This window comes from Streptomyces sp. NPDC055287, assembly GCF_053646035.1.
Genome location: NZ_JBSHNE010000001.1, coordinates 226315 through 250544, shown reverse-complemented (window position 1 = coordinate 250544; position 24230 = coordinate 226315). Strand labels below are relative to the sequence as shown.

The window sequence follows — 24230 nt, the reverse complement described above, 5'->3', positions numbered from 1 at the left end:
CGGTCCGCCACAACCTCGCCGGCCTGCTCAAGGACAGCAACCGGCCGGCTGCCGCCGAAGCCGAGTTCACGGCCGTCCATGAGACGTGCCGGGAGGTCTTCGGCGAGCGTCATCCCCGCACCCGGGCGGCAGCGGACGCGCTGTTGCTGGTGGCCCGGCTGCGGACGGAGTCGCCGGCGGACACGGACGGCTCAGGCGCCTGACCGGACGGCCCCTGCGGGCTGCTCGTAGGCGAACCGTGCCGGGATCTGCCGCAGGTCCCAGAGCGCCAGCACCTTGTCGTCGTAGAAGTCGTCGGACTCGTCGTCCCGCAGCACCCGCAGCGGCTCGGGCAGCCCGAACGGGGCCAGCCGCAGATTGATCGGCCGCCACCAGCCGGTGAGGATGTCGGTGTTGGTCAGCGTGTGCGCGAACGTCGTCGTGAGCAGGAACCGCGACCCGCTGTCCCTGAACCGGGTCAGCGCCTCGATCACGTGCTGGTAGGAGAAGTGCACCAGCGCGTCCCTGCAGAGGATGAGGTCGACCCGCGGCACCCGCTCGGCCGTGAAGTCGAGCAGCTGGAAGGTCCGCCCGGCCGCCCGGTGGCGCTGCGCGTTGTCCTCGATCAGCTCGGCCACGATGTCGCCGCCCGTGTAGCTGGCGCCGCCGAGGTCGACGTACTGCATCCAGTTGAAGTCCCCGCACGGCGCGTCGAGCACCGACCGGATCCCCAGGTCCCTGACCAGCTCGCCCAGCAGGGTGATGACGCCCTTCATCCGCTGGACCTCCGACCCCGGTCCCGACCGCGTCTCGCCGGAACCCCAGCGGTTGGTGCGGTAGATGGCGGTGAACAGATCGGGAAGGGCGGGCTCGTCGTGCGCCTGCGCGACATCGATGTGCCTGCGTTCCATCACGTCGTAGACAGGCTCCCCTGGATTACTGAGGTACCGCGGCCGCGGGGTCAAGGACGTCCTCTTTCGGGCTCAGGCCTCGTCGGGGGTCAGCCGCAGCGAGATGGAGTTGATGCAGTAGCGCTGGTCGGTCGGGGTGGGGTAGCCCTCGCCCTCGAAGACGTGGCCCAGGTGCGAGCCGCACTTCGCGCAGCGGACCTCGGTGCGGACCATGCCGTGGGAGGCGTCCGAGATCAGCTCGACCGCGTCCGTGTCCTTCGGGTCGTAGAACGACGGCCAGCCGCAGTGCGACTCGAACTTCGTGTCGGAGCGGAACAGCTCCGCCCCGCACGCGCGGCAGGAGTACACGCCGGTCGTCCTGGTGTCCGTGTACTCACCGACGAACGCGGGCTCCGTGCCGGCCTGGCGCAGGACGGCGTACTCGGCGGGGGTCAGTTCCGCGCGCCACTGCTCGTCGGGCTTCTCGACGTCGTACGACATGGGGGCTCCCTCAGTTCGACAGACGGGCAAGGATCTGCGGGCCGAGATCCGTCACGTCGCCCGCTCCCATCGTGAGAACAAGATCGCCCTGCTTCGCCATTCCCGCGATCACGTCGGGAACCGTCGCCTTGTCGGCGACCGGCGTCACGTCGGCGCCGGCCGAGCGGGCCGCGTCGATGATCAGCGTGCTGGTGACGCCGGGGATCGGGTCCTCGCGGGCCGGGTAGATGTCGAGGACCACCGAGGCGTCCGCGAGGGCCAGGGCCTGGCCCATCTCGGTGGCCAGCTCCTGGGTGCGGGAGAAGAGGTGGGGCTGGAAGACCACGAGGAGGCGGCCGGAAGGCGAGTCGCCGGCCGCTGTCGCGCCGCGCATGGCTTCCAGGTCGGCGGTCATCTCGGTCGGGTGGTGGGCGTACGAGTCGATGACCTGTACGCCGTTCGCCTCGCCCTTGAGCTGGAGGCGGCGCTTGACGCCGGTGTACTTGCCGAGGGCGGAGGCGAGGTTGTGCGCCGGGATGCCGAGGGCGACGCCCGCCGCCAGGGCGGCGACCGCGTTGTGGGCGTAGTGACTGCCGGGGACCGAGACCGTGAAGGTGAGGTAGCGGCCGTCGAGCACGACCGTGACCTCGCTGGTCAGGCCGCGCGGAGTGACCTTGTGGACGCGTACGTCGGCCGACGGGGAGGCGCCGTACGTGACGATCTTCAGGGTGGACAGGTCACGGAGGCGGGACGTCAGTTCTACGGCGCCGGCCTGGTCCGCCGAGATGACGAGCGTGCCGCCCGGGACGACCTTGCCGACGAAGGTCTCGAAGGAGTCGTAGATCTCGTCCATCGAGGCGTAGTTGGCGTGGTGGTCCAGCTCGACGTTGAGGACGATGGCGACCTCGGGGTCGTACTTCTGGAAGCTGCGGTCGCTCTCGTCCGCCTCGGCGACGAAGATCTCTCCCTCGCCGTGCCGGGCGTTGGTGCCGGGGCCTTCGAGGTCGCCGCCGATCGCGTACGACGGGTCGAGCCCCAGCTCGGTCAGGGCGACGGCCAGCATCGAGGTCGTGGTCGTCTTGCCGTGGGTGCCCGCGACGGCGATGGCCCGCAGGCCGCCCATCAGCGAGGCCAGCGCGTCGGAACGGTGCACGACGGGGATGGCGAGCTCGGCGGCGCGCACCAGCTCGGGATTGTCGGCGCGGATGGCACTGGAGACGACGACGCACGTCGAGTCGTCCGCCAGGTGCGCGGCGGCGTGGCCGATGTGGACCGTGGCGCCCAGCGCGCGCAGGGACTCGGCGGTCGCGGACTCGCGCGAGTCGCTGCCCGCGACCCGTGCGCCGCGCTGGGCGAGGATCTTCGCGATCCCCGACATTCCGGCGCCGCCGATGCCGATGAAGTGCGGTCGGTCCATGGCGGTGGGAAGGCCGGGTGCCATACGTGTGTCTCCCAAGGTGTGACGTGTGAGCGGTGCCCCAGCCTATTCGTTGTGGGAGAAGAGCTTGAGCACCGGTACGCCGACCTTGTGACGGGCGCGGGAGGCCCAGTCCCGGTGGAAGAACTCCTCGACGTAGTGCGGCGCGGTCAGAACGATCACTTCGTCGGCTCCCGTCTCGGACACGACCGACTTGAGCAGGTCCAGCGGGTGGTCCTCGACGACCTGGCCGACGGCCTGGTTGCCGTGCGCCCGCAGCGCCTCCAGGGTCGCTTCCAGGCCGCGCTGCGCGAGCGGCTTCGCCTTCTCGCCGCGGGGCTCGTCGGCCTCCCGGACGGCTTCGTCGACCTGGCCGAGCGCTACGTCGTCGATGGCGCGCAGGAGGACGTCGGCCTGGTCGCCGCGGGGCTGCATCAGGACGACGAAGGAGACACTCTCGTCGCCGTGGAGGGTCGTGACGAATTCCACGTCGACGGAAGTCAGGGGCTTCTCGATCATCAATACGCTCGTGAACACGACGGGCGCCCTTCTCTTCTTCTTGGGCCGGCGCTTCTGGGTAGCGCCGCCGGCCCCCTGCGGAAACCATCCTTCCCCGTGCCCGCACGGGGTCTGCGTGAGTAAGTGTGCCCAGCGGGGGCTAAGCGGAACGGCGAATTCCGCCGATTGTCAGATCCGACGGTACTGGGTGAAAAGGAACCCGGCCTCCTCCAGCACGGACGCCAGTGCGAAGCGTTCCGGGACCGCCACGCCGGGCCCGTCGGCGATCCGCTGGGCGCGGCCGGCGGTGAGCATCGGCGAGACGGTCAGGCACAGCTCGTCCAGCACCCCGGTGGTGATGAACTGTGCGAGGAGCCGCGGCCCGCCCTCGGTCAGCAGCCGGGTGAGCCCGCGCTCCGCCAGCGCCTCCACCGCGGTCGGCGGATCCACCGTGGCGCCGTCCCCGACGACCAGGACCTCCGCCCCGGCCTCCCGGGCGGCCCGGACCCGGTCGAGCGGAGCCGTGGCGCCGGTCAGTACGAGCGTCGGAACCAGCGGGGACGTGAAGAGCGGCAAGGAGAAGTCGAGGTTCAGGCTCGCGCTGACCACCGCGACGGCGGGCGCGGGGCCCTGGCCGGCGGCCGCTCTGCGCGCCGCGAAGGCCTCGCGCGCGCGGGCCGGCCGGTAGCCCTCGAGACGGACCGTTTCCGCACCGACGATCACCACGTCCGCCAGCGCGCGCAGCGTGCCGAAGATCCGCATGTCGGTGTCGGAGGAGATCGGCTGGGAGCGGCCCTCGTGCTGGGCGGCCCCGTCGAGCGAGGAGACCATGTTGGCCCGGAGCCAGGCTCCCGACGCTCCGCGCTCCTTCGGATACGCGTAGGCGTCGGCCAGCTCGTCGAGGCTCCACTCGCCGGCGGCGGCGGAGGCGGCGGAGACTGTTTCGTCGGTCACAGGGAACAGGCGTCGCATGTCGAGCAGTGTGGCACGGCGCCTAGACTTGAGCCCCGTGTCGTCCTCCACCGCCGCTCATGGGTCCGCTCCCATAGCCGAAGCGGCCCCCATGTCCTTGTGCGCACGCGAGCCGCACGTCCCCGCCGACCGTCTGGTCGCCGAGATGGTGCCGCCGCCGCGCTTCGACTCGGTGCGCTTCGATACGTACGTCCCGGACCCGAACCAGCCGAGCCAGACCGAGGCGGTCCGGGTCCTGAGCACCTTCGCGGCCGGTCTCGGCGGGGCCTCGGCGATCGGCGGCGGCAAGCGGCGCTGGTTCGAGTTCGGGAAGAAGCCCGCCGCGCCCGCCGCGCCGCTCGGCGTCTACCTGGACGGCGGGTACGGCGTCGGCAAGACGCACCTGCTCGCCTCCCTCTGGCACGCCACCCCGGCGCCCCGCGAGCTCAAGGCCTTCGGGACCTTCGTGGAGCTGACGAACCTGGTCGGCGCGCTGGGCTTCCAGCAGACCGTGCGGACGCTGAGCGGGCACCGCCTGCTGTGCATCGACGAATTCGAGCTCGACGACCCGGGCGACACGGTGCTCGTGTCGTCACTGCTGCGCAGGCTCGTAGAAGCGGGCGTGGCGCTCGCCGCCACCTCCAACACCCTGCCCGGCAAGCTCGGCGAGGGCCGCTTCGCCGCCGTCGATTTCCTGCGCGAGATCCAGGGCCTGTCGGCGCACTTCCGGCCGCTGCGCATCGACGGCGAGGACTACCGCCACCGCGGGCTGCCCGAGGCTCCTCCCCCGTACTCCGACGAGCAGGTCACCAAGGCGGCGTACGCCACCGAAGGCGCCAGCCTCGACGCCTTCCCGCAGTTGCTCGACCACCTCGCCAAGGTCCACCCGAGCCGTTACGGGGCGCTCACCGACGAGGTGCGCGCCGTCTGCCTGACCGACGTGCGTCCGGTGCCCGACCAGTCGACGGCGCTGCGGCTCGTCGTGCTCGCCGACCGGCTGTACGACCGCGAGGTGCCGGTGCTGGCCTCCGGGCTGCCGTTCGACCGGCTGTTCAGTGAAGAGATGCTGAACGGCGGCTACCGGAAGAAGTACTTCCGGGCGATCTCCCGGCTGACCGCCCTGGCGCGCGACGCGAAGGGCCTGATCGCGCAGTAAGTTGGGCCTGGATCACCATCCGCGAGAAGGGCTATCGATATGGCTGCAACGCGTCAGGCACACACCGTCTGGGAAGGCGACCTGTTCAAGGGCACGGGCACCGTGACCTTCGATTCGTCGGGCATCGGCGAGTACCCCGTCTCCTGGCCGGCCCGTACCGAGGAGCCGAACGGCAGGACGAGCCCCGAGGAACTGATCGCCGCCGCTCAGTCCAGCTGCTACAACATGGCGTTCTCCAACGTGCTCGCCAAGGCCGGCACCCCGCCGACCCGCCTCAACACCAAGGCCGAGGTCACCTTCGTGCCGGGCGAGGGCATCACCCGCGTCCACCTCACCGTGCAGGGCGAGGTGCCGGGCATGGACGAGGCGGCGTTCGTCAAGGCGGCCGAGGAAGGCAAGGCGAACTGCCCGGTCAGCCAGGCGCTGGCGGGTACGACGATCACGCTGAGCGCGTCACTCGTCTGACCTGGGGCGCACGCGTCGGGCTGATGCGACGCTTGAGGCGGTGTGGCCCGCATGGTTCACGTGAGATCACTTGCGTGCTACACACGTGCGGGTCACATGTTCCTGTCCGCCAGCAGGGAGACACCTCATGACTGAAACAGCCTCATCGCCCGCGTCCCGCCGCCAGGTCCTGGCCCGCGCGGGCGCCCTGGGCGTCGGTATCGCGTTCGCCGGGTCCGTGTCGGAGATCTTCGCCGGCACGGCCGCCGCCCAGGGACTGGGCCGCAGGGGTTACGGGCCGCTCGTGCCCGACCCGGACGGACTCCTCGACCTGCCCGAGGGCTTCCGCTACAAGGTCCTCTCCCGTGAGGGCGGGCCGCTGCGCTCGGGCGAGGGCAAGGTCCCCTCCAACCACGACGGCATGGGCGCCTTCAGAGGCCATCATGGCCGCGTCCACCTGGTCCGCAACCACGAGAACCGCCACACCGCCGCGATCGGCGTGCCGACCGTCAAGGGCCTGACGTACGACCCCGCGGCCAAGGGCGGCTGTACGGCCATCGCCCTGGACGGCCGCAACAACGTCCTCGGCGAGCGAGTCGCCATCGCCGGTACGGCCGTCAACTGCGCGGGCGGGCCCACTCCCTGGAACACCTGGCTCACCTGCGAGGAGAACGAGGACAAGGCCGGCACCAACGGCTACACCAAGGACCACGGCTTCATCTTCGAGGCCGACCCCGTCGACCCGCGCCGCACCGGCGCCGTCCCGCTCACCGCGATGGGCCGCTTCCAGCACGAGGCGATCGCCGTGGACCCGCGCAGCGGCATCGTGTACGAGACGGAGGACGCGTTCCAGAAACCCTTCGGCCTCTTCTACCGCTTCCTGCCCGAGAAGCCGCTGGGCGGCACCGGCTCGCTGCGCGCGGGCGGCGCCCTGGAGGCGATGCGCGTCCCGGGCGTACCCGACCTGTCGGCGGTCCAGGAGACCGGCGCGAGCTTCGGCGGCGTCGAGTGGGTGCCCGTACCGGACCCGCTGGCGAAGGAGACCCCGATCCGGCTCCAGGACTTCGGCCGGAAGGGCATCACCCACGCCCAGAAGCTGGAGGGCTGCTACTGGGGCGACAAGGCGGTCTACTTCGTCTCCAGCTTCGCGCGCAGCGCGGAGGGCTCGGCGGCCGACCACTTCGGGCAGGTGTGGAAGTACGAGCCGCAGAGGCGGCGTCTGACCCTGGTCGTGGTCTTCGGACCGAGCACCGACATCCAGCTGCCGGGCGAGTCCCCCGACAACATCTGCCTGGCTCCGCGCGGCGGCCTGATGGTGTGCGAGGACGGCAACGGCGCGCAGCACGTGTACGGGCTGACGAAGCGCGGCGAGGTGTACGCGATGGCGCGCGGCCGGCAGAACATCGGCTCGCCGGAGGAACCGGAGTGGGGTGAGTTCGCGGGCGTCGCCTTCTCGCCGGACTGCGCGACGATGTACGTGAACTGCTACACGCCGGGTACGACGTTCGCCGTAACGGGCCCGTTCCACGGCTGAGTTGACCAGGAGAGGGCGGGCGGCGCGGGCCAGCCCCCTCGCGGGAAACGGGAGTCCGCCGGCCCGGAGCGTGGGCCGGGGCCACGTCCCGGCGTCGCCGGGTCCCGCAGCGGTCGCGGTTTCCGCCGGGCCGTCGCGGGATCCAGGGGGCGGATGCGACCGGCGAGGGGTGCGCAGGCGCGGAAGAGGCCCGCGAAGGAGCAGCGAGGGCCCGCGAGCGCGCTGAGTGAGCCGCTGCGCGTGCGCTGTGGCACGCCTACCAGGAGGCGTACGAGGTGGCGCCGGAGCGCTGCTCGAGGGGGCCGCTCCCTGGTTCGTGGTCCCGGCCGACCGGAAGTGGTACCGCAACTGGGCGGTCGACAGCTGCTGCTGGAACACGTGGTAGCGCTGGATCCGCGGTATCCGCGGGCGGACTTCGACCCGGCGGAGTGCCGCAGGGGGCTACTGGGCGACCTCTGATCCGAGGATCTGCCGGGTGGCGCCCGACCCGACGCGTCGGGCTGCTTGGCCGCCCGCCCCCGACACCCGTTCGGCAGTAGTGCCCGCGTAGCAGACGGAAGCTTCGCGAATGATCGGATACTTTCCGTCAGTGACCACTTTCGTACGAAGATTGGCGACGGCGGCGGCAATCGGCGCGGCACTCGCCGGATGCGGCACCGGCAGTGGCGAGTCCCGGGGATCGCTCGCCGCTCCGCCACCCGCCTCCGCGTCTGTTTCCGACCGCCCCGCCGGCGCCGCCTCGCCGTCGCCGTCGCTGAACTCCGGGCCGGAGCGCGCCGCCCCCACCCTCGCGGCGGGCCCCGGCGGTCTCACCCCCGTCTTCGAACGCGCCCCCGGCACCCGTGCCAAAACCGTCGCGCTGACCTTCGACGCCGACATGACGGCGGACCAGGGCCCGCGCGCCGCACGCGGCGAGCGCTTCGACAACCCCGCCCTGATCGCGACCCTGCGCGAGCTGAACGTCCCGGCGACGGTGTTCATGACGGGCCGCTGGGCCGAGGAGTACCCGGACCAGGCGCGCTCCATCGGCCGGGACCCGCTCTTCGAGATCGCCAACCACTCGTACAGCCACCACGCCTTCAAGTCGCCCTGCTACGGCCTGCCGACGGTCTCCACTCAGAAGATGCGAACCGATGTCGAGCGCGCCTTCGCCGCGTTTCGCAAGGCCGGGGCGCGGAACATCGTCCCGTACTTCCGTTTCCCGGGCGGCTGTTACGACGACGAGGCCCTGCGCGCACTCGCCCCGGCCAAGGTGACGGCGGTCCAGTGGGACGTGGTCAGCGGCGACGCCTTCGCGCGCGACGGGGACGCGGTGGCCGAGCAGGTCCTGGCCGGGGTGCGGCCGGGCTCGCTGGTGGTCATGCACTGCACGCGCAGCGCGGCGCCGGTGACCGAGCAGGCGATCCGGCGGATCGTGCCGGAACTGCGCGAGCGCGGCTACCGCTTCGTGAAGGTGTCGGAGCTCATGAAGCGCTGAGCAGGCGGGCGGCCGGTACTTCGTACAGCGTCTCCATCCCGTCCTCCTCGTCCCACAGTTCGCCGGCCTCGGTGAAGCCGAAACCGGCGATGGTGGCAAGGGAAGCCACGTTGTCGGGCCGGATCGACGCCCGGACGGTGGTCACGCCCGGCTCGGCGGCGGCCCGGCGGAGGAGCTCGGTGAGGGTGGCCCTGGCGAATCCCCGGCGGCGGAAGGCGGGGTCGACGGCGTAACCCACCTCGACCATGCCGCGCTCGTCGGGCGGACCGTGGAACCCGCCGTGTCCGACGACCGCCCCGCCCGGCGCGCACACCGCGAGCCGCCCGCACCAGCGCGCCCCCGCGGGGTCACCGGCCATCTGCCCGAGGCGGTAACGCCACAGCCACAGCGCGCTGTCGGTCAGGAAGAAGCCGGTCAGGGGGACCCCCGCCGCGGCACTCGCCCCGTCCAGGTCACGTTCCAGCAGGGCGGTCATGACCGCCCCGTCCAGCTCCACGAAGCGGACCTGCCGCTCCGTCCGCCCCTGCTCGTCTCGATCTGTCACCGTGCGGATGATCCCGGCCGCCCGGCGGTCTGTCCACGGGATTTCACCCCGAGCAGGCCATGCGCTGCGCTTCCTGCCACTCGCAGACGGGGCAGTACACGACGCCCTTGACCGACTCCGGGTACTCGGTCGGCTTCCCGCACAGCACGCACTCGGCGTACACCGGTTCCTTCTCGTCCATGCGTACGAGCCTACTCGGGCCCACCGGGGCCCGAGCAGGCTCGCTCCGGCCGGATCAGCTGCTCGCCGCCTTCTCCGGCTTCAGCTCGCTCGGCCGGACGATGACGAAGCCGTCGCCCTGGAGCATCAGCTGGACCGCCTCGCCGGAACCACCGCGGATCATGGAGCCGACCGACTGCGAGCGGTGCAGCGACGTGCTGAGCTGAGCGCTCCAGCCCACCACCGCGTCGGTGTCGACGTACACCGGCTGCTGCTGCGTCACGGGGATCACGATCGGGTTGCCCTCACAGATCACGGCGAGCTTGCCGTAGCCGGTGAAGAGGCTGTTGAAGAGGCCGCCGCCGGTCATGCCGGCGCCCTTCACCGTCTTGATCTCGTAGGAGAGGGTCGCGTCGAAGCACAGCACGTTGCGGCCGTTGACCGTGAGCGCGTCGCCCTGGTCTATGTCGACGATGAAGCAGTTCTGCGCCTCGTGCGCGAACCATGCCTCGCCCTGGCCACGGACGGCCATCAGCGCCAGGCCCTCGCCGGTCACGGCGCGCTTGAGCATCCCGCCGATGCCCTGACCCTTGCGCTCGAACTGGAGGTTGCCGCGGAAGGCGATCATCGAGCCCTGTCGCGCGTGCATCTCGCCATTGACGGCGTACTTCACCGACTTGGCGTTCTGGAGGGTCATTCCGGGGACAGTTGCCTGCTGTGCCATGTTCTCTGTGGCAAAAAGATCGCTCTTCATGCGGAGCATCCTCGCCCGGAGCCGTACGTTCCGCCAAGGTACCTGGGGAGGAGATGCCCGGAGACCCTGCTGGCAGACTGGGCCGGTGAGCAACAACGACACCCCCGGCGTCCCCGACAGCCCCTTCCGGCACGAGCAGACGGCGCGCGACGAGGCCCCGCAGTTCGTACTGCCCCTCGTCGTCCACATCGAGAAGGACGATCCGCCGGCCCGCACGGACGCCCTGGAGACCGCGGCCCGCGCGGTGCTGGTGATGCTCTGCGACGAGCGGTCCCTCGGCGACGGCGAGTGGGCCGAGACGATGCGGCTCTGGCAGGACGCCCGGATCCGCAAGGTGGTGCGGCGGGCGCGGGGCGCGGAGTGGCGCAAGGCGTCGGCGCTGCCGGGGATCACGGTCACGGGGGAGGCCGCGGAGGTACGGGTCTTCCCGCCCGTACCGCTGGACGGCTGGCCCAAGGAGCTGGCGAAGCTCCAGGTCTCCGGTACGGACCTGGACGATCAGCGGCCGCCGTCCCCGGCCCTTCCCGAGGGTGCGGTGCTGTGGCTGAGCCCGGACCTCGACATGTCCGCGGGCAAGGCGATGGCGCAGGCCGGGCACGGCGCCCAACTGGCCTGGTGGGAGCTGACGGAGGCGGACCGCACGGCGTGGCAGGACGCCGGCTTCCCGCTCTCGGTCCGTACGCCCGAGGACGGGCAGCACTGGCGGAAGCTCACCGCGAGCGGACTGCCGATAGTGCGGGACGCGGGGTTCACGGAGATCGCGCCCGGCTCCTGCACTGTGGTCGCGGACCATCCGGCGCTGCGCGGTCGGGGGCGGCGGCCCTGAACCGGATACGCGCCGGGCGCCATTGAACGCGCCGGCGGCATCATACGTACCTACGAATACTTGCAAGTAGGTTGTCCGGCCGCCCGGCAGGCGGTTGGTTCGACGGTGTAACGCATCGGCTCGGGAGACACTTTGTTGCGACGCATCAACGGAACGGCACTCATCATCGCGGCACTTGTCGCCACTATTGGCGCGCTCGCCTTCCCTGTGTGGTCCTACGCCGACCGCTCGGGCACCGGCCAGGCCAACCTCAACGCCTCGACTGTGGCGACCCAGTGGGGTCCCCTGTCCGCGACCGACCGGGATTTCCTGATCAAGGTGCGCCTGGCCGGTCTCTGGGAGCTTCCCGCCGGCCAGCAGGCACTCGAACGCGCCCCCAGCGAGGCGATCAAGGAGGCCGGTGACCACCTGATCGTCGGCCACGCCGATCTCGACAAGCGGGCCCGCAAGGTGGCCGCCCAGCTCAACGTGCCGCTGCCGAACCAGCCCAACGAGCAGCAGCAGGGCTGGCTGCGGGAGCTCTCGGCGGCGAGCGGTCCGGAGTACGAGCGGAAGTTCGCCAACCTGCTGCGCAACGCGCACGGCAAGGTCTTCTCGCTCGTCGCGCAGGTGCGGCACACCACCCGCAACTCACTGATACGGCAGCTCGCGACCGACGCGAACCAGACCGTGCTCGACCACATCACCATGCTGGAGGCCACCGGCCTGGTCGACTTCGACGCCCTGGCGAACGAGGCGGCGGGCACCGCCACCGCGAGCCCCAGCGGCCCGCCGCCGCCCGACGGCTCCGTGACGGTCCCGTCACCGCCGGCGGCCGTACCGTCCGGCGACCAGACCTTCACCTCGCAGCCCTCCGCACAGCCGGAGGGTGAGATCGGCAGCCCGGCGGTCAATACGAACCGCCCCGAGCCGTCGCCCTAACCTCAAATCAACCTCTGAACGTCCCCTCCTCCGGGTTCGGCGCCGCTCGCCGGGGCCATTACCCCTGCACGAAGCGGAGGAGGGGGAATCATGGAGCGTCTCGGTACGGGTATCGGGTGGCGGCCGGAGATAGCCGAAGCGGTGGAGGGGCTGCCCGGCATCGACTGGGTGGAGGCGGTGGCGGAGAACCTCTGCCCCGGCCATCTCCCCGACTCCCTCCTCCGCCTTCGCGCCCGCGGTACGAAGGTGATCCCGCACGGCGTCTCGCTGGGCCTGGGCGGCGCGGACCGCCCGGACCCGGCCCGCCTGGCGGACCTGGCGGCGCGGGCCGAAGCCCTGGGCTCCCCTCTCGTCACGGAGCACATCGCGTTCGTACGGGCGGGAGGCCCCCTCACGGCGAGCCCGCGGCTGGAAGCCGGCCACCTGCTGCCGGTGCCGCGCACCTGGGACGCGCTCGACGTGCTGTGCGAGAACGTCCGCATCGCGCAGGACTCGCTTCCGGTGCCACTGGCGCTGGAGAACATCGCGGCGCTGATCAACTGGCCGGACGAGGACATGACGGAGGGTCAGTTCCTGGCCGAGCTGGTGGACCGGACCGGGGTCCGCCTGCTGATCGACGTGGCCAACCTCCACACCAACCACGTGAACCGGGGCGAGGACCCCTCGGCGGCGCTCGACGAGCTCCCGGTGGAGGCGATCGCGTACGTCCACGTGGCGGGCGGCATCGAGAAGGGCGGCGTGTGGCACGACACGCACGCCCACCCCGTGACCCGGCCCGTCCTCGACATCCTGACGGACCTCCGCTCCCGGACGGACCCCCCGGGCGTCCTCCTGGAACGCGACGACAACTTCCCGCCGGCGGAGGAACTGGCCCGGGAGCTGGCCGCGATCCGTGCCGCGGTGACGCTTCCGGCCCGGCCTGCCGCAGGGCCCCGGGCCCCGCGCCCCGCCGCCGCAGCCGCGCCCCGGCGGGGTGAAGCCCACGCGGAGCCCGGGCCGGCCCGGTACGCCGGAAGCCCGGTGCCCGTCCCGGCCCTCACCGCTTCGCCGCGCGGCGAGGCCGGCACCCCCGCGCGGCCGGTGGCCGCGACCCCGCCGCGGGGCGCGCACCGCCCAGCGGCGGGACCGGTGGCCGCGGGACCGGTGGCCGGTCGCACGGCCGGGGCAGGGACCGGGCAGGGGAACAACGCCCGTACCCGGGTCGCCGTGGGGCAGACCGCGTTGCTCTCCGCCCTGGTCGCCGGGACTCCCGTCCCCGGCGGATTCGACTCCGCGCGGCTGCGCGTCCAGAGCGGTGCGCTCGCCGGGAAGCGGGCCGACGTGGTGGCCAAGGTCGCCCCCGAACTCCCGGAGATCCTGGGGGCCGCCTACCGCGACGAGTTCCTCCGGTACGCCAAGTCCCGCCCCATGACCGCGGGGTACCGGCGCGACGCCCTCGACTTCGCCGAGCAGCTGCTGGCCACCGGCCGGCCCGGGGACGAGGCCGCCCGCCGCCGACTGACCCACTGGTGGCAGGACCGCGCGGCCCCGCACCCTCCCCGCCGTACGACCCGATTCGTCCGTGCGGCGCGTGCCGCACTCGTCCGGAAGTGACGCGCTGATGATCATGACCGTACTCGCTGTGCTGATCGCGTCCGCCGTGGTCGCGTCCTGTGCCGTACTGGCCCGGGGCATCTCCGCCCTCCACCGCGGCCCCGACGGCGGCGGCCCCGGCCGGGCCGACGACCTCATGGAGATCGCGTTCCTCAACGGCGGCCCCTCCCGGGCCGTGGACACCGCGCTCACCACGATGTACTCCGACAACCGCCTCGCCATCGGTGGCCCCGGCGTCGCCTCGGCGCGGAGCACCGTCGCGTACGACCCGGTGGAGCGGGCCGTGCTCGCCGAGCTCGCCGCCGCCCCCAACGGTGCGCTGCACACTCTGCGGCACGCCGTGATGGCCAATGCGGCGGTGCAGGAGATCGGCGACGGCCTCGCGTTCCGTGGCCTGATGGTCCCGCCCGGGGCGGGCCGCACGTGGCGCAACGGCAGCATAGCCCTGGTACTGGGCTGCGTCCTCGGGCTGCCCGTGACCATCGTGGTGTCGGTCGTGGTGACCTTCGCGGGCGAGTCCTCCGCTCTGTTCCCCGCCCTGGTGCTGCCCGCCCTGGTCGTGGGAATCGTGTGCGGCGCCGTCAACGCCGGCCGGGCCGCCGCCCGTGTCACCCCCGCGGGCCGGGCGGCGGCCGCGGCGTACGCCCTCTCGCACCCGGACACCCGCCCCGGCCATCTCGTGGCGGTGCACGGTCTGCGGGCGCTGCCCGACCCCCTGCTCCAGGACCAGTTGCGCACGGCGGCGCGGCTGACACCGGGCGTTCGCCGCCCGGCCTCGCCGGGCAGCGGCGACAGCACCACCACCTACGCGACCGCTCTGGTCTGGTGCGCCGGGTCGGTTTCCGGCCATTCGAGCTGTGGCAGCAGTTCGGGCGATCCGGGCTCCGGGGCGGGCGGGTCCGGCGGGTCGAGCTGCGGCAGCAGCGGCGGGTCCGGCTGCGGTTCGAGCTCCGGCTCCAGTTGCAGTTCGAGCTCCGGCTCGAGTTGCAGCTCGGGCTCCAGCTGCGGCAGCAGCTCCTGACCGCTGCTCACGCGCCGGACAGGCGGCCTGCCGACGAGCGTCCCGCCGACGGGCCTGTCCGGCGTACGCACGGTCGACGATCCGTACCCACGTGCCGCCCGCGCGACTCGTCGGGGTCATAGACCCCCGACACCGCGCACCGGTGCTTTACTTCGCCAACTGCCCCGCCAAGTATCCCTTTTGTCCTGCACCTGCACGAAGGGAACGCGATGAGAGCACTGGCGATGTACGGGACCCTGGCATCCGTCGGCTCCCTGGTCCTGACCGCCCTCGTCGCCGCCCCCGCCGGCAGCGCCGAACCGGCCGCCGCTCCCGAGGCCCGCGGCACCGCGCTCGCCGCCCACCGGGCGGCCGCCGCGGGCGTCACCTTCGGCGCCTGCCCCAAGTCCGAGGGCCTGCCGGGACACGTCAAGTGCGGCACCGTCAAGGTCCCGCTCGACTACGCCGACCCGGGCGGCCGCCAGATCCCACTGACCGTCAGCCGCGCCCGGGCGACCGGGAAGCCCGCCGCACGCCAGGGCGCGCTCGTCTACAACCCGGGCGGTCCCGGCGCCTCCAGCATGTTCTTCCCGATGGCGGGCGCGCTGCCCGAGTGGAAGCGGCTCGCCGCGGCGTACGACCTCGTCGGGTACGCCCCGCGCGGCGTCGGCCGCTCGGCCCCGCTGTCCTGCCAGAAGCCGTCGGAGCTCGTCCAGGCGCCCAGCGAGGCCCCGGCGCACCCTTCCTACGCGTACAAGCAGGAGCAGATCGCGCGGTCCAAGGCCTACGCCGACGGCTGTGCCCGCAAGGCGGGCAGCGCGCTGCGCCACTACACGTCGCTCAACAACGCCCGCGACCTGGACGTGCTGCGGGCGGCGCTCGGCGAGAAGAAGCTGACCTTCATGGGCGCGTCGTACGGCACGTACTTCGGCGCGCTGTACGCGACCCTCTTCCCGTCGCACGTGCGCCGCATGGTCTTCGACTCGGCGGTCAACCCCGATCCCGAGCAGATCTGGTACCGCAACAACCTCGACCAGTCGCTCGCCTTCGAGGGCCGCTGGAAGGACTTCCGCACCTGGGTCGCCAAGCACGACAAGACGTACCGCCTGGGCACCACGCCCGACGGGGTCCTCGCCAGCTACGAGAAGGTGCGCGCCGGGCTCTCCCGGAAACCGGCGGGCGGCAAGGTCGGTCCCGGCCAGCTCCAGTCGGCGCTGCTGAGCGCCGGTTACTACGACGACTACTGGGCGATGCGCGCCACGGCGCTCTCGGAGTACCTGAAGGGCAACCCGAAGCCGCTGATCGAGCAGGCGTCGCCGCGGCCCCAGTCGGCGCGGGCCGACGAGAACAGCAAGGCCGTCTACACCGCCGTCGAGTGCAACGACGCGCCCTGGCCGACCGAGTGGTGGGTGTGGGACCACGACAACAGCCTGCTCGCGGCTCGCGCGCCCTTCGAGACATGGGACAACGCGTGGATGAACCTGCCCTGCGCGTACTGGAGCGCTCCGCGCCAGGAGCCCCTGGACGTCGGCACGGAGCCCGGTGAGCTGCCCCCGACGCTGATCCTGGCCGCCGAGCGGGACGCGGCGACGCCGTACCCGGGCGCGCTGGAGCTGCAGCGGCGGCTGGCCGGGGCCGCGCTGGTCACGGAGCGGGACGCGGGCACGCACGGTATCGGCGGTGGCGGGAACGCGTGCGTCAACGGTCATCTGGAGAGGTATCTCCTGACCGGTCGGACGCCGGTGCGGCGCGCGGAGTGCGCGCCGCACCGGGAGCCGAACCCGGTGTCGCTGGACGAGCGGGCAGTGGCGAAGGAGCCGGCGCCCGCCGTCTGATCTTCCGGGTCGGGGGTGGTGGGCCGCCGCTCAGGGCGAGGCCCGCCACCAGGTCTGCGACCGGCTCGCGCCGGCCGGTGCCGTGTCTCCCGGGGATTCGCACCCCCGGGACCCCCGGCCGGGGGTGTCAGGCGAGGCCGGCGACCAGGTCGGCGACCGACTTGCGCCGGCCGGTGTAGAACGGCACCTCTTCGCGCACGTGCATGCGGGCCTCGGAGGCGCGCAGGTGACGCATGAGGTCGACGATGCGGTAGAGCTCGTCGGCCTCGAAGGCCAGCAGCCACTCGTAGTCGCCGAGCGAGAACGAGGCGACCGTGTTGGCGCGCACGTCCGGGTAGCCACGCGCCATCTTGCCGTGGTCGGCGAGCATGCGGCGACGGTCCTCGTCGGGCAGCAGGTACCAGTCGTACGAGCGCACGAAGGGGTAGACGGAGACGTAGTTGCGCGGCGTCTCGTCGGCCAGGAAGGCCGGGATGTGCGACTTGTTGAACTCGGCGGGGCGATGCAGCGCCATGTTCGACCAGACCGGCTCCAGCGCGCGGCCCAGCTTGGTGCGACGGAAGAGGTTGTACGCCTCCTGGAGCTGGTCCGCGGTCTCCGCGTGCCACCAGATCATGACGTCAGCGTCGGCGCGCAGTCCCGACACGTCGTACGTGCCGCGCACGGTGACGTCCTTGGCGGCGAGCTGGTCGAACAGCTCCTGGACCTCGTCGGCGAAGCCGGCACGGTCCTCGGGGAGGACGTCCCGCAGCTTGAAGACGGACCACAGGGTGTAGCGGATGACGTCGTTGAGGTCCTTGGCCTTCTTGCCGGCGTTCGGGCCTCTGGGGGATGTCACAGTCTCCGGAGCATCAGTCATGTCCCTATTCTCCCGCGCCCGGATCCGTGCCCCGCGCCGGGTCGGGGGTGAGCATGATCTCGTCGGCGGCGCGGTGTCCGCTCGCGACGCAGGCCGGAATGCCGACCCCGTCGTACGCCGCCCCGCAGACCCGCAGCCCGGGCAGCTTCGCGACCTCGTCCCGCACCCGCGCGACCCGGCCGGGGTGACCGACCGGGTACTGCGGCAGGCCGCCGATCCAACGGGTGACCTCGGTGGCGACCGGCCGGGCGGCGAGGCCGGTGGCCGCCCCCAGGTCGCGCAGGGACACCTCCACCAGCTCGTCGTCCTCGCGGTGCAGGTGCTCCTCCTCGCCGTAGCGCCCGATGGAGGTCCGCAGGACGAACAGGTCGGGGGCGGCGGCGTCCACCCACCCCCACTTGCGCGTCGAGAAGGTCGACGCCTTGATGGTGCGCCCGTCGACGGGCGGCACCAGGAACCCCGAGCCCTCCGGCAGCGCCGCCACGTCCCGGCGCCGGAAGGCCATGGTCACCAGGGCCATCGACGCGTACTCGACGGCGGCCAGCTCGGCGGCCGCGGCCGGTGACTCGGCGGCGAGCAGCGCGGAGGCGGCCCAGGCAGGGGCCGCGAGGACAACGGCGTCCGCGGCGATCACCCGATCGTCCGTACGCACCTGCCAGCCGCCGGCGCCGCGCGTCAGGCCGATCACCGGCGTGCGGAGCAGGATCTCGCCGCCCCCGGCGCGCACGGCGCCGGCGACGGCGTCGGGGAGCGTGCCGATGCCGCCTTCGATCCCCATGAAGACGGGGCCGGTCTGCTGGTTCGCGGCGGCCCTGCGCTGGATTTCCCGCACGCCGTCGAGGAGCGAGTCGTACGTCCGCGCCGCCTCGAAGAGCTGCGGTACGGCGGCGCGCATCGACGTCCGGTACACATCGCCGGCGTACACGCCTCCCAGCAGCGGTTCCACCAGCCGGTCGACGACCTCGCGGCCGAGACGGGCCGCGACGTACTCGCCGAGCGCGATGTCCTCGCCGACCTCGGTGCGCGCCAGCTCGTGGTCGCGGCGCATCCGCGCGAGGCCGTCGGCGGACAGGACTCCGCCGAGCACCGCCGGGTCACCGGGTACGCCCATCACGTGCCCCTTGGGCATCGGGGTGAGCGCGCCCCGGTTCCACAGCGACGCGGCGGCGGTGGCAGGCGGCTGGAGCCGGTCGCCGAGCCCCACCTCGCGCGCCAGGGCGACCGCCTCGGGCCGCCGGGCCAGCATCGACTCGGCGCCGAGGTCGACGGGCACGCCCGCGATCTCGCCCGCCAGGAGCTTGCCGCCGAGCGTGTCCGTCGCCTCCAGCAGGGTCACGCGCGCACCGGCGCCGACCAGCCGGTGAGCGGCGGCGAGCCCGGAGATTCCGCCGCCGATGACCACGACACGGCCCGTACGAGATTCCACGTTCATGGGGTCCACTCTCTCAAACCCGGAACGAGTCCTGACCGTGACCGCTTCGGGACCGGAAAAGGGCAACCCCCTCCCCCGCCCCGTACGTCGAACCGGCAACACTCACAACGACGTTCGGGGGGAACCGACATGCGTGCAGTACGTAGGTCCGGGCACCGGTCTCTCAAGGTCCTCGCGGCCGCTCTGCTCACCGCCTCGCTGGTGGTCACCGGCTGCGGGGCCAATGACGACAGCGGGGCCGACAGCCAGAAGGGCGTCAGCGCGGCCGACGCCAAGGGCGGGCAGGCGGAGCGGGCGGCCGGCAGCGGCGCGGACGCCGATGCCGGGGCCGGTGCGCAGAAACCTGCGGATGCCGCCGGGGCGAAGAAGCCACCGCTCGCGAAGACGCACGTCATCCGTACCGCGACACTCTCCGTCGAGGTCGAGAGCGCCACGAAGGCGCTCGCCACGGCCCGTACTGCGGCCGAGAACGCCGGGGGCATCGTCGGCAACGAGACCACCGAGCGGATCGACGACAGCCATGTCTACTCCCGCATCGTGCTGCGCGTCCCGCAGGAGGAGTACGACGGCGTGCTGAAGGAGCTCGCCGGCACCGGAAAGCTCCTCAGCCGCAAGGCCGGCGCCAAGGACGTCACCGAGCAGGTGGTGGACGTCGAGAGCCGCATCAAGTCGCAGCGGACCAGCGTCGCCCGGGTGCGGGACATGATGGACCGGGCCACCAAGATCAGTGATGTGGTCATGCTGGAGGGCGAGCTGAACACGCGTCAGACGGAGCTGGAGGCGCTGCTCGCCCAGCAGGCGTCGCTGAAGGACCGTACGACCATGGCGACGATCACCCTCGAACTCTCCGAGCCCGAGGCGCAGGAGGCCGCCAAGGAGGACGACGACCCCGGCTTCCTGGACGCGCTCGGGGGCGGCTGGGACGCGTTCGTCACGACTCTGAAGTGGGTGGCGATGGCGCTCGGCGCGGTGGCCCCGTTCGCTGCCGCGTTCGCCCTGCTGTACGTCCTGTGGCGGCTGCTGCGGGGCCGCCTGCCGCAGCGGCGGACGCCGGAGGCCGCGCCCGCCACCGGTATGGGCGCCACGTCCGCGCCGTTCCCGTCCGCCAGGCCCGCGGCGCCGTCCGGGGAGCCGCGGGAGAAGTCCCAGCCGCAGGAGTGACCCGTAACGCTTAGCGTGTCCCCTCGGAAGTACGGACCGACCGAGGGGACACGCATGACAGCGGCGGAGCGACTGGTGGTCATCGGCGGCGATGCGGCGGGCATGTCCGCGGCGTCGCAGGCGCGCAGGCTCAAGGGTCCGGACGAGCTGGAGATCATCGCTTTCGAACGCGGCCACTTCTCGTCGTACTCGGCCTGCGGCATCCCGTACTGGGTCGGGGGAGCCGTCGCCGACCGGGACGACCTCATCGCCCGTACGCCCGAGGAGCACCGGGCGCGCGACATCGGCCTGCGCGTCCGCACCGAGGTCATCGGCATCGACGTGGCGGGGGGCCGGGTCCGGTCCCGCGACCTCGAATCGGGCGCCGAGTCGTGGACCGGCTACGACAAGCTGGTCGTGGCGACCGGCGCCCGGCCCGTACGCCCGCGTCTGCCCGGGATCGACGCGCCGGGCGTGCACGGCGTGCAGACCCTCGACGACGGCCAGGCGCTGATCGAGACGCTGGAGCGGACGAAGGGGCGGCGCGCGGTCGTCGTCGGGGCGGGGTACATCGGCGTCGAGATGGCGGAGGCGCTGGTCGCCCGCGGGTACGAGGTGACCGTCCTGAACCGGGGCGAGCAGCCGATGTCCACCCTGGACCCGGACATGGGTCGGCTCGTCCACGACGCGATGAACGCCATGGGCATCACGACCGTCTCCGGCGCCGAGGTCACCAAGGTCCTCACCGGCGACGACGGCCGCGTCCGGGCGGTCGCCACGGTCGAGGAGACCTACCCGGCGGACGTCGTCGTGCTGGGCATCGGTGTCGAACCGGAGACGGCACTCGCGCGGGACGCGGGGCTGCCGGTCGGTTCGTACGGCGGGCTGGTCACCGACCTGTCGATGCGGGTGGCCGGGCACGAGAACATCTGGGCGGGCGGCGACTGCGTCGAGGTGCTCGACCTCGTCTCGGGCCGCCGCCGGCACATCGCGCTGGGCACGCACGCGAACAAGCACGGCCAGGTGATCGGTTCGAACGTGGGGGGCGGCTACGCGACGTTCCCGGGGGTCGTCGGTACGGCGGTCAGCAAGGTGTGCGACCTGGAGATCGCGCGGACGGGGCTGCGGGAGAAGGACGCGCGGGCGGAGGGCCTGCGGTACGTGACGGCGACGATCGAGTCGACGAGCCGTGCGGGTTACTACCCCGGGGCGTCGCCGATGACGGTGAAGATGACGGCCGAGCGACGGACGGGGCGGCTGCTCGGGGTGCAGATCGTCGGGCGGGAGGGGGCGGGGAAGCGGGTCGACATCGCGGCGGTGGCGCTGACGGCGCGCATGACGGTGGAGCAGATGACGGCGCTGGACCTGGGCTACGCCCCGCCGTTCTCCCCGGTGTGGGATCCGGTCCTGGTGGCGGCGCGGAAGGCGGTGGCGGCCGTACGGGAGGGGGGTGCGTAGAGCGCGCCCTGCGGGGGCTCCCCTACCCGCCCCCTCCCGGACCGGGGCTCCGCTCCGGTTCCCGCTCCGCCGGCCCTTACCGCGCCGCCGTGCGCGTGTGCACGTACTCCGTGAGGCGGGTCAGCGCGTCGGGGTCGGTCGTCGGCAGGACACCGTGACCCAGGTTGAAGATGTGCCCCTCGAGGCCCGCCGCGGCGTCCAGCACCTCGTCCGTCTTCGCCATGACCGCGTCCGGCGTCGAGAAGAGAACGGCGGGGTCGAGGTTGCCCTGGAGCGCCTTGCCGGGGCCGACGCGCCGGGCCGCCTCGTCCATCGGCACACGCCAGTCGACGCCGACGACATCCGCGCCGGCCTCGCCCATCAGCCCGAGCAGCTCGCCCGTGCCGACCCCGAAGTGGATGCGCGGTACGCCGTACGACGCCACCGCGTCGAAGACCTTCGCGGAAGCGGGCATCACCGAGCGGGTGTAGTCGGCGGGGGCGATCGCGCCGACCCAGGAGTCGAAGAGCTGCACGGCGGACGCGCCGGCTTCGATCTGGACCTTCAGGAACGCGCCGGTGATCTCGGCGAGCCGGTCGAGGAGGTCGGCCCACAGCTGCGGGTCGCCGTACATGAGCGCCTTGGTGTGCTCGTGGTTGCGGGAGGGGCCGCCCTCCACGAGGTAACTCGCGAGAGTGAAAGGCGCGCCCGCGAATCCGATGAGCGGAGTGGACCCGAGTTCGCCCGTGAGCATCCCGATCGCCTCGGTGACGTAGGTGACGTCCTCCGGCGTGAGGTCCCGCAGCCGGGCGAGATCCGCCCGCGTACGGATCGGCTCGGCGATGACGGGGCCGACGCCGGGCTTGATGTCGAGGTCGATTCCGATCGCCTTCAGCGGCACCACGATGTCGCTGAAGAAGATCGCCGCGTCCACGCCGTGACGCCGCACGGGCTGCAGCGTGATCTCGGTGACCAGCTCGGGCCGCATGCACGACTCGAGCATCGGGATGCCCTCGCGCACCTTCAGGTACTCCGGAAGCGAGCGCCCCGCCTGCCGCATGAACCAGACCGGCGTGTGCGGCACCGGCTCGCGCCTGCACGCCTTGAGGAAGGCCGAGTCGTACGTCTGGCTCTGCGGGCTGCCCACGGGGCGGCGGTCATTGGCACTCACGCCCAAATCTTCGCACGCGGGCCGAAGCGGTTGTCGCGGGGCGGGTGTCCTTCCCTGCGCGAGGCGCACGTTCCGCCTACTCTTCCCCGCATGGCTCCGGCTCAGGGACGACTTTCGAATGATGCTGACGACAGGAGCGGCGCGGAGGAGAACTCCGCCCCGCCCGCGTTCCGTCAGGCGGTCGAGGCCCTGTGCTCGGCGCGCCTGCGTCCCGAGGTGGAGGTGGACCCGACCCGCCCGCCGCAGAGACTGGCGCCGTACGCGTACGCGCTGGAGGCGGCCGTCGTGCACGGCGACGAGGACCTGGCGGACGGGCGGCTGGTGCTGCTGCACGACCCGGCGGGGCACGACGCCTGGCACGGCACCTTCCGGATGGTCACGCTCGTACGGGCGGAACTGGAGCCGGAGATGGCGGCCGATCCGCTGCTTCCCGAGGTGAGCTGGTCCTGGCTGACCGGCGCGCTGGAGGCACGCGGTCTGTCGTACGCGGAGGCGAGCGGCACGGTGACGCGGGCCGGGTCGTACTACTTCGGCGGTCTGGCCGAGCGCAGGCCCGCCACGCAGATCGAGATCAGAGCGTCCTGGACGCCCCGCGAGGGACGCGACGGAGTCCCGGACACGGCGGCGCATCTGGCGGCCTGGTGCGACCTGCTGGCGCAGATCGCCGGGCTGCCCCCGGCGACCTCCCACGGAACGGGTCCGGTGGACGCCGGCGTGGTGTCACTGCCGCAGCGGCGGGGTCCGCAGGCGCCGTAGCAGGCGACACGGGGGCGCGCCTGCGGGGCGCGCCCCCTTTCGTGTTCCCCGGCCCACCGAGTGCCGCGAATTTCTTCACATGATCGATCACGCGTCCGAATTGCCCGAATTGTTACTCACCAAATCGTGATCTTTCCCTAAAGGCGAGCGCCACTGCTGCCGAAGAGGTTGATGACCCTTCAGCACGGTTCCCCCCGGCTTCACCCCGAGCCGGCGAGTCCCGCCACTCCCCAGGAGGCCTGGTGTCCGTTCTCCTCGAGCAGCCCGCAAGCCTGGTCGCCTACCGCCCTAACAAGCCGACGGCCATGGTCGTCGTGGCCGACCCACGCGTCCGCTCCACCGTTACCCGCCACCTGTGGGCCCTTGGAGTACGTGACGTCATCGAGGCGTCGTCCATCGCGGAGGCACGCCCCCGCGTCGGCAGCCCGCGCGACATCTGCGTTGCCGACGTCCATCTGCCCGACGGTTCCGGGCTGACCCTGCTGTCCGAAACCCGCGCTGCGGGCTGGCCCAACGGGCTCGCCCTCTCCGCCGCCGACGACATCGGCGCCGTACGCAATGCCCTCGCGGGCGGCGTCAAGGGCTACGTCGTCACCGGTACGCGCAACAACGTCGGGCACCCCACCCGCCCCGGCGCCGCCCCCATCGGCGCCGCGGCAGCACGAATGCACCGCCGCCCCCCGGGTGCCCCGAGTCACCCGGGCGGCTACCGAGAGCTCTCCGGCCGCGAGGTCGAGGTGCTCAGACTGGTCGCCGAAGGCCAGTCGAACAAGGCGATCGGTGTCTCGATGGGCCTCTCCGCCCTGACGGTCAAGAGCCACCTCGCCCGCATCGCGCGCAAGCTCGGCACGGGCGACCGTGCCGGAATGGTCGCGGTCGCCCTGCGGACCGGAATCATCCACTGACCGGTTCGCAACCCTCGTGCGCCCGCCGACGGAACGTTCCGTCGGCGGGCGCCCTCCATTGCCGCCCGGAAA

Annotated in this window: 25 protein-coding genes and 1 pseudogene; 15 read left to right on the top strand and 11 right to left on the bottom strand. The window is 72.2% G+C overall.

The features are described from left to right. The coding region (locus tag ACWIHY_RS01080) for a tetratricopeptide repeat protein (protein ID WP_454373433.1) at nucleotides 1-203 on the top strand (203 nt) is incomplete at its 5' end. On the opposite strand, the gene ACWIHY_RS01075 is transcribed toward ACWIHY_RS01080, so the two are convergent. From ACWIHY_RS01075 to ACWIHY_RS01055, 5 genes are all read right to left on the bottom strand, one after another. Further along, the gene (locus tag ACWIHY_RS01075; RefSeq protein WP_454373847.1) at nucleotides 192-890 is read right to left on the bottom strand and encodes a class I SAM-dependent methyltransferase; all 699 of its coding nucleotides are present in this window, start codon (nucleotides 888-890) and stop codon (nucleotides 192-194) included. The two genes, ACWIHY_RS01080 and ACWIHY_RS01075, sit on opposite strands and share 12 nt — an antisense overlap. 72 nt (nucleotides 891-962) lie before the next feature. Further along, nucleotides 963-1370 carry a peptide-methionine (R)-S-oxide reductase MsrB gene (gene msrB / locus ACWIHY_RS01070; RefSeq protein WP_454373432.1) on the bottom strand — a complete coding sequence of 136 codons (408 nt, stop codon included), beginning with the start codon at nucleotides 1368-1370 and terminating at the stop codon, nucleotides 963-965. Between the two features lie 10 nt (nucleotides 1371-1380). Then, complete coding sequence (murC, locus tag ACWIHY_RS01065; protein WP_454373431.1) at nucleotides 1381-2790, bottom strand: UDP-N-acetylmuramate--L-alanine ligase; 1410 nt, start codon at nucleotides 2788-2790, stop codon at nucleotides 1381-1383. A 42-nt stretch (nucleotides 2791-2832) separates the two neighbouring features. Next, entirely contained in the window at nucleotides 2833-3303 is a 471-nt protein-coding gene (locus ACWIHY_RS01060) for an indole-3-glycerol phosphate synthase (protein WP_454373430.1), read from the bottom strand. Nucleotides 3304-3453: 150 nt separating this feature from the next. Then, nucleotides 3454-4236, bottom strand: coding sequence for a pyrimidine reductase family protein (locus ACWIHY_RS01055; RefSeq protein ID WP_454373429.1), 783 nt, complete (start codon nucleotides 4234-4236; stop codon nucleotides 3454-3456). Between the two features lie 37 nt (nucleotides 4237-4273). Between ACWIHY_RS01055 and zapE the strand changes: the two genes are divergently transcribed. The 5 genes and pseudogenes from zapE (at nucleotide 4274) to ACWIHY_RS01030 (ending at nucleotide 8826) form a co-directional block, all read left to right on the top strand. After that, nucleotides 4274-5371, top strand: a complete 1098-nt coding sequence (gene zapE / locus ACWIHY_RS01050) for a cell division protein ZapE (RefSeq protein ID WP_454373428.1) — start codon at nucleotides 4274-4276, stop codon at nucleotides 5369-5371. 39 nt (nucleotides 5372-5410) lie between these two features. Continuing rightward, nucleotides 5411-5836 carry an OsmC family protein gene (locus ACWIHY_RS01045; RefSeq protein WP_454373427.1) on the top strand — a complete coding sequence of 142 codons (426 nt, stop codon included), beginning with the start codon at nucleotides 5411-5413 and terminating at the stop codon, nucleotides 5834-5836. Nucleotides 5837-5963: 127 nt separating this feature from the next. After that, complete coding sequence (locus ACWIHY_RS01040; protein ID WP_454373426.1) at nucleotides 5964-7349, top strand: alkaline phosphatase PhoX; 1386 nt, start codon at nucleotides 5964-5966, stop codon at nucleotides 7347-7349. Nucleotides 7350-7588: 239 nt separating this feature from the next. After that, nucleotides 7589-7808 (top strand): annotated as a pseudogene (locus tag ACWIHY_RS01035) (polyphosphate kinase 2 family protein); the annotation flags it as partial. 130 nt (nucleotides 7809-7938) lie between these two features. Beyond that, entirely contained in the window at nucleotides 7939-8826 is an 888-nt protein-coding gene (locus ACWIHY_RS01030) for a polysaccharide deacetylase family protein (RefSeq protein WP_454373425.1), read from the top strand. On the opposite strand, the gene ACWIHY_RS01025 is transcribed toward ACWIHY_RS01030, so the two are convergent. The 3 genes from ACWIHY_RS01025 to ACWIHY_RS01015 are packed head-to-tail and all read right to left on the bottom strand — an operon-like array spanning nucleotide 8813 to nucleotide 10283. Next, nucleotides 8813-9370 carry a GNAT family N-acetyltransferase gene (locus ACWIHY_RS01025; RefSeq protein ID WP_454373424.1) on the bottom strand — a complete coding sequence of 186 codons (558 nt, stop codon included), beginning with the start codon at nucleotides 9368-9370 and terminating at the stop codon, nucleotides 8813-8815. The two genes, ACWIHY_RS01030 and ACWIHY_RS01025, sit on opposite strands and share 14 nt — an antisense overlap. A 43-nt stretch (nucleotides 9371-9413) precedes the next feature. Further along, on the bottom strand, nucleotides 9414-9551 hold the full coding sequence (locus ACWIHY_RS01020; RefSeq protein ID WP_454373423.1) for a hypothetical protein: 138 nt from the start codon (nucleotides 9549-9551) through the stop codon (nucleotides 9414-9416). 54 nt (nucleotides 9552-9605) lie between these two features. Further along, a complete protein-coding gene (locus ACWIHY_RS01015) occupies nucleotides 9606-10283 on the bottom strand; it encodes an AIM24 family protein (protein ID WP_454373422.1) in 678 nt (225 codons plus the stop codon). Nucleotides 10284-10368: 85 nt separating this feature from the next. Here ACWIHY_RS01015 and ACWIHY_RS01010 point away from each other — a divergent pair, with 85 nt between their 5' ends. The 5 genes from ACWIHY_RS01010 (at nucleotide 10369) to ACWIHY_RS00990 (ending at nucleotide 16458) form a co-directional block, all read left to right on the top strand. Beyond that, a complete protein-coding gene (locus ACWIHY_RS01010) occupies nucleotides 10369-11109 on the top strand; it encodes an aminoacyl-tRNA hydrolase (RefSeq protein WP_454373421.1) in 741 nt (246 codons plus the stop codon). Between the two features lie 135 nt (nucleotides 11110-11244). Further along, nucleotides 11245-12030, top strand: coding sequence for a DUF4142 domain-containing protein (locus ACWIHY_RS01005; RefSeq protein ID WP_454373420.1), 786 nt, complete (start codon nucleotides 11245-11247; stop codon nucleotides 12028-12030). A 90-nt stretch (nucleotides 12031-12120) separates the two neighbouring features. Further along, the gene (locus ACWIHY_RS01000; protein ID WP_454373419.1) at nucleotides 12121-13623 is read left to right on the top strand and encodes a multinuclear nonheme iron-dependent oxidase; all 1503 of its coding nucleotides are present in this window, start codon (nucleotides 12121-12123) and stop codon (nucleotides 13621-13623) included. A 13-nt stretch (nucleotides 13624-13636) separates the two neighbouring features. Beyond that, entirely contained in the window at nucleotides 13637-14644 is a 1008-nt protein-coding gene (locus tag ACWIHY_RS00995; protein WP_454373418.1) for a TIGR04222 domain-containing membrane protein, read from the top strand. Nucleotides 14645-14853: 209 nt separating this feature from the next. Further along, entirely contained in the window at nucleotides 14854-16458 is a 1605-nt protein-coding gene (locus ACWIHY_RS00990; RefSeq protein ID WP_454373417.1) for an alpha/beta hydrolase, read from the top strand. A 127-nt stretch (nucleotides 16459-16585) separates the two neighbouring features. Here ACWIHY_RS00990 and hemQ read toward each other — a convergent pair whose 3' ends face one another. Next, on the bottom strand, nucleotides 16586-17317 hold the full coding sequence (hemQ, locus tag ACWIHY_RS00985; protein WP_454373416.1) for a hydrogen peroxide-dependent heme synthase: 732 nt from the start codon (nucleotides 17315-17317) through the stop codon (nucleotides 16586-16588). A 4-nt stretch (nucleotides 17318-17321) separates the two neighbouring features. Further along, nucleotides 17322-18749, bottom strand: coding sequence for a protoporphyrinogen oxidase (hemG, locus tag ACWIHY_RS00980; protein ID WP_454373415.1), 1428 nt, complete (start codon nucleotides 18747-18749; stop codon nucleotides 17322-17324). A 129-nt stretch (nucleotides 18750-18878) separates the two neighbouring features. Here hemG and ACWIHY_RS00975 point away from each other — a divergent pair, with 129 nt between their 5' ends. Beyond that, nucleotides 18879-19910: a DUF4349 domain-containing protein gene (locus ACWIHY_RS00975; protein ID WP_454373414.1), complete on the top strand. Its 1032-nt coding sequence runs from the start codon at nucleotides 18879-18881 to the stop codon at nucleotides 19908-19910. Between the two features lie 54 nt (nucleotides 19911-19964). After that, complete coding sequence (locus ACWIHY_RS00970; RefSeq protein ID WP_454373413.1) at nucleotides 19965-21347, top strand: FAD-dependent oxidoreductase; 1383 nt, start codon at nucleotides 19965-19967, stop codon at nucleotides 21345-21347. A 76-nt stretch (nucleotides 21348-21423) separates the two neighbouring features. Here ACWIHY_RS00970 and hemE read toward each other — a convergent pair whose 3' ends face one another. Next, nucleotides 21424-22497 carry a uroporphyrinogen decarboxylase gene (gene hemE, locus ACWIHY_RS00965; protein WP_454373412.1) on the bottom strand — a complete coding sequence of 358 codons (1074 nt, stop codon included), beginning with the start codon at nucleotides 22495-22497 and terminating at the stop codon, nucleotides 21424-21426. Nucleotides 22498-22587: 90 nt separating this feature from the next. Between hemE and ACWIHY_RS00960 the strand changes: the two genes are divergently transcribed. After that, complete coding sequence (locus ACWIHY_RS00960; protein ID WP_454373411.1) at nucleotides 22588-23253, top strand: DUF3000 domain-containing protein; 666 nt, start codon at nucleotides 22588-22590, stop codon at nucleotides 23251-23253. 242 nt (nucleotides 23254-23495) lie between these two features. Beyond that, nucleotides 23496-24158 (top strand): LuxR C-terminal-related transcriptional regulator, encoded by a 663-nt coding sequence (locus ACWIHY_RS00955; RefSeq protein WP_454373410.1) that lies wholly within the window; start codon nucleotides 23496-23498, stop codon nucleotides 24156-24158. Nucleotides 24159-24230: the final 72 nt, after the last annotated feature.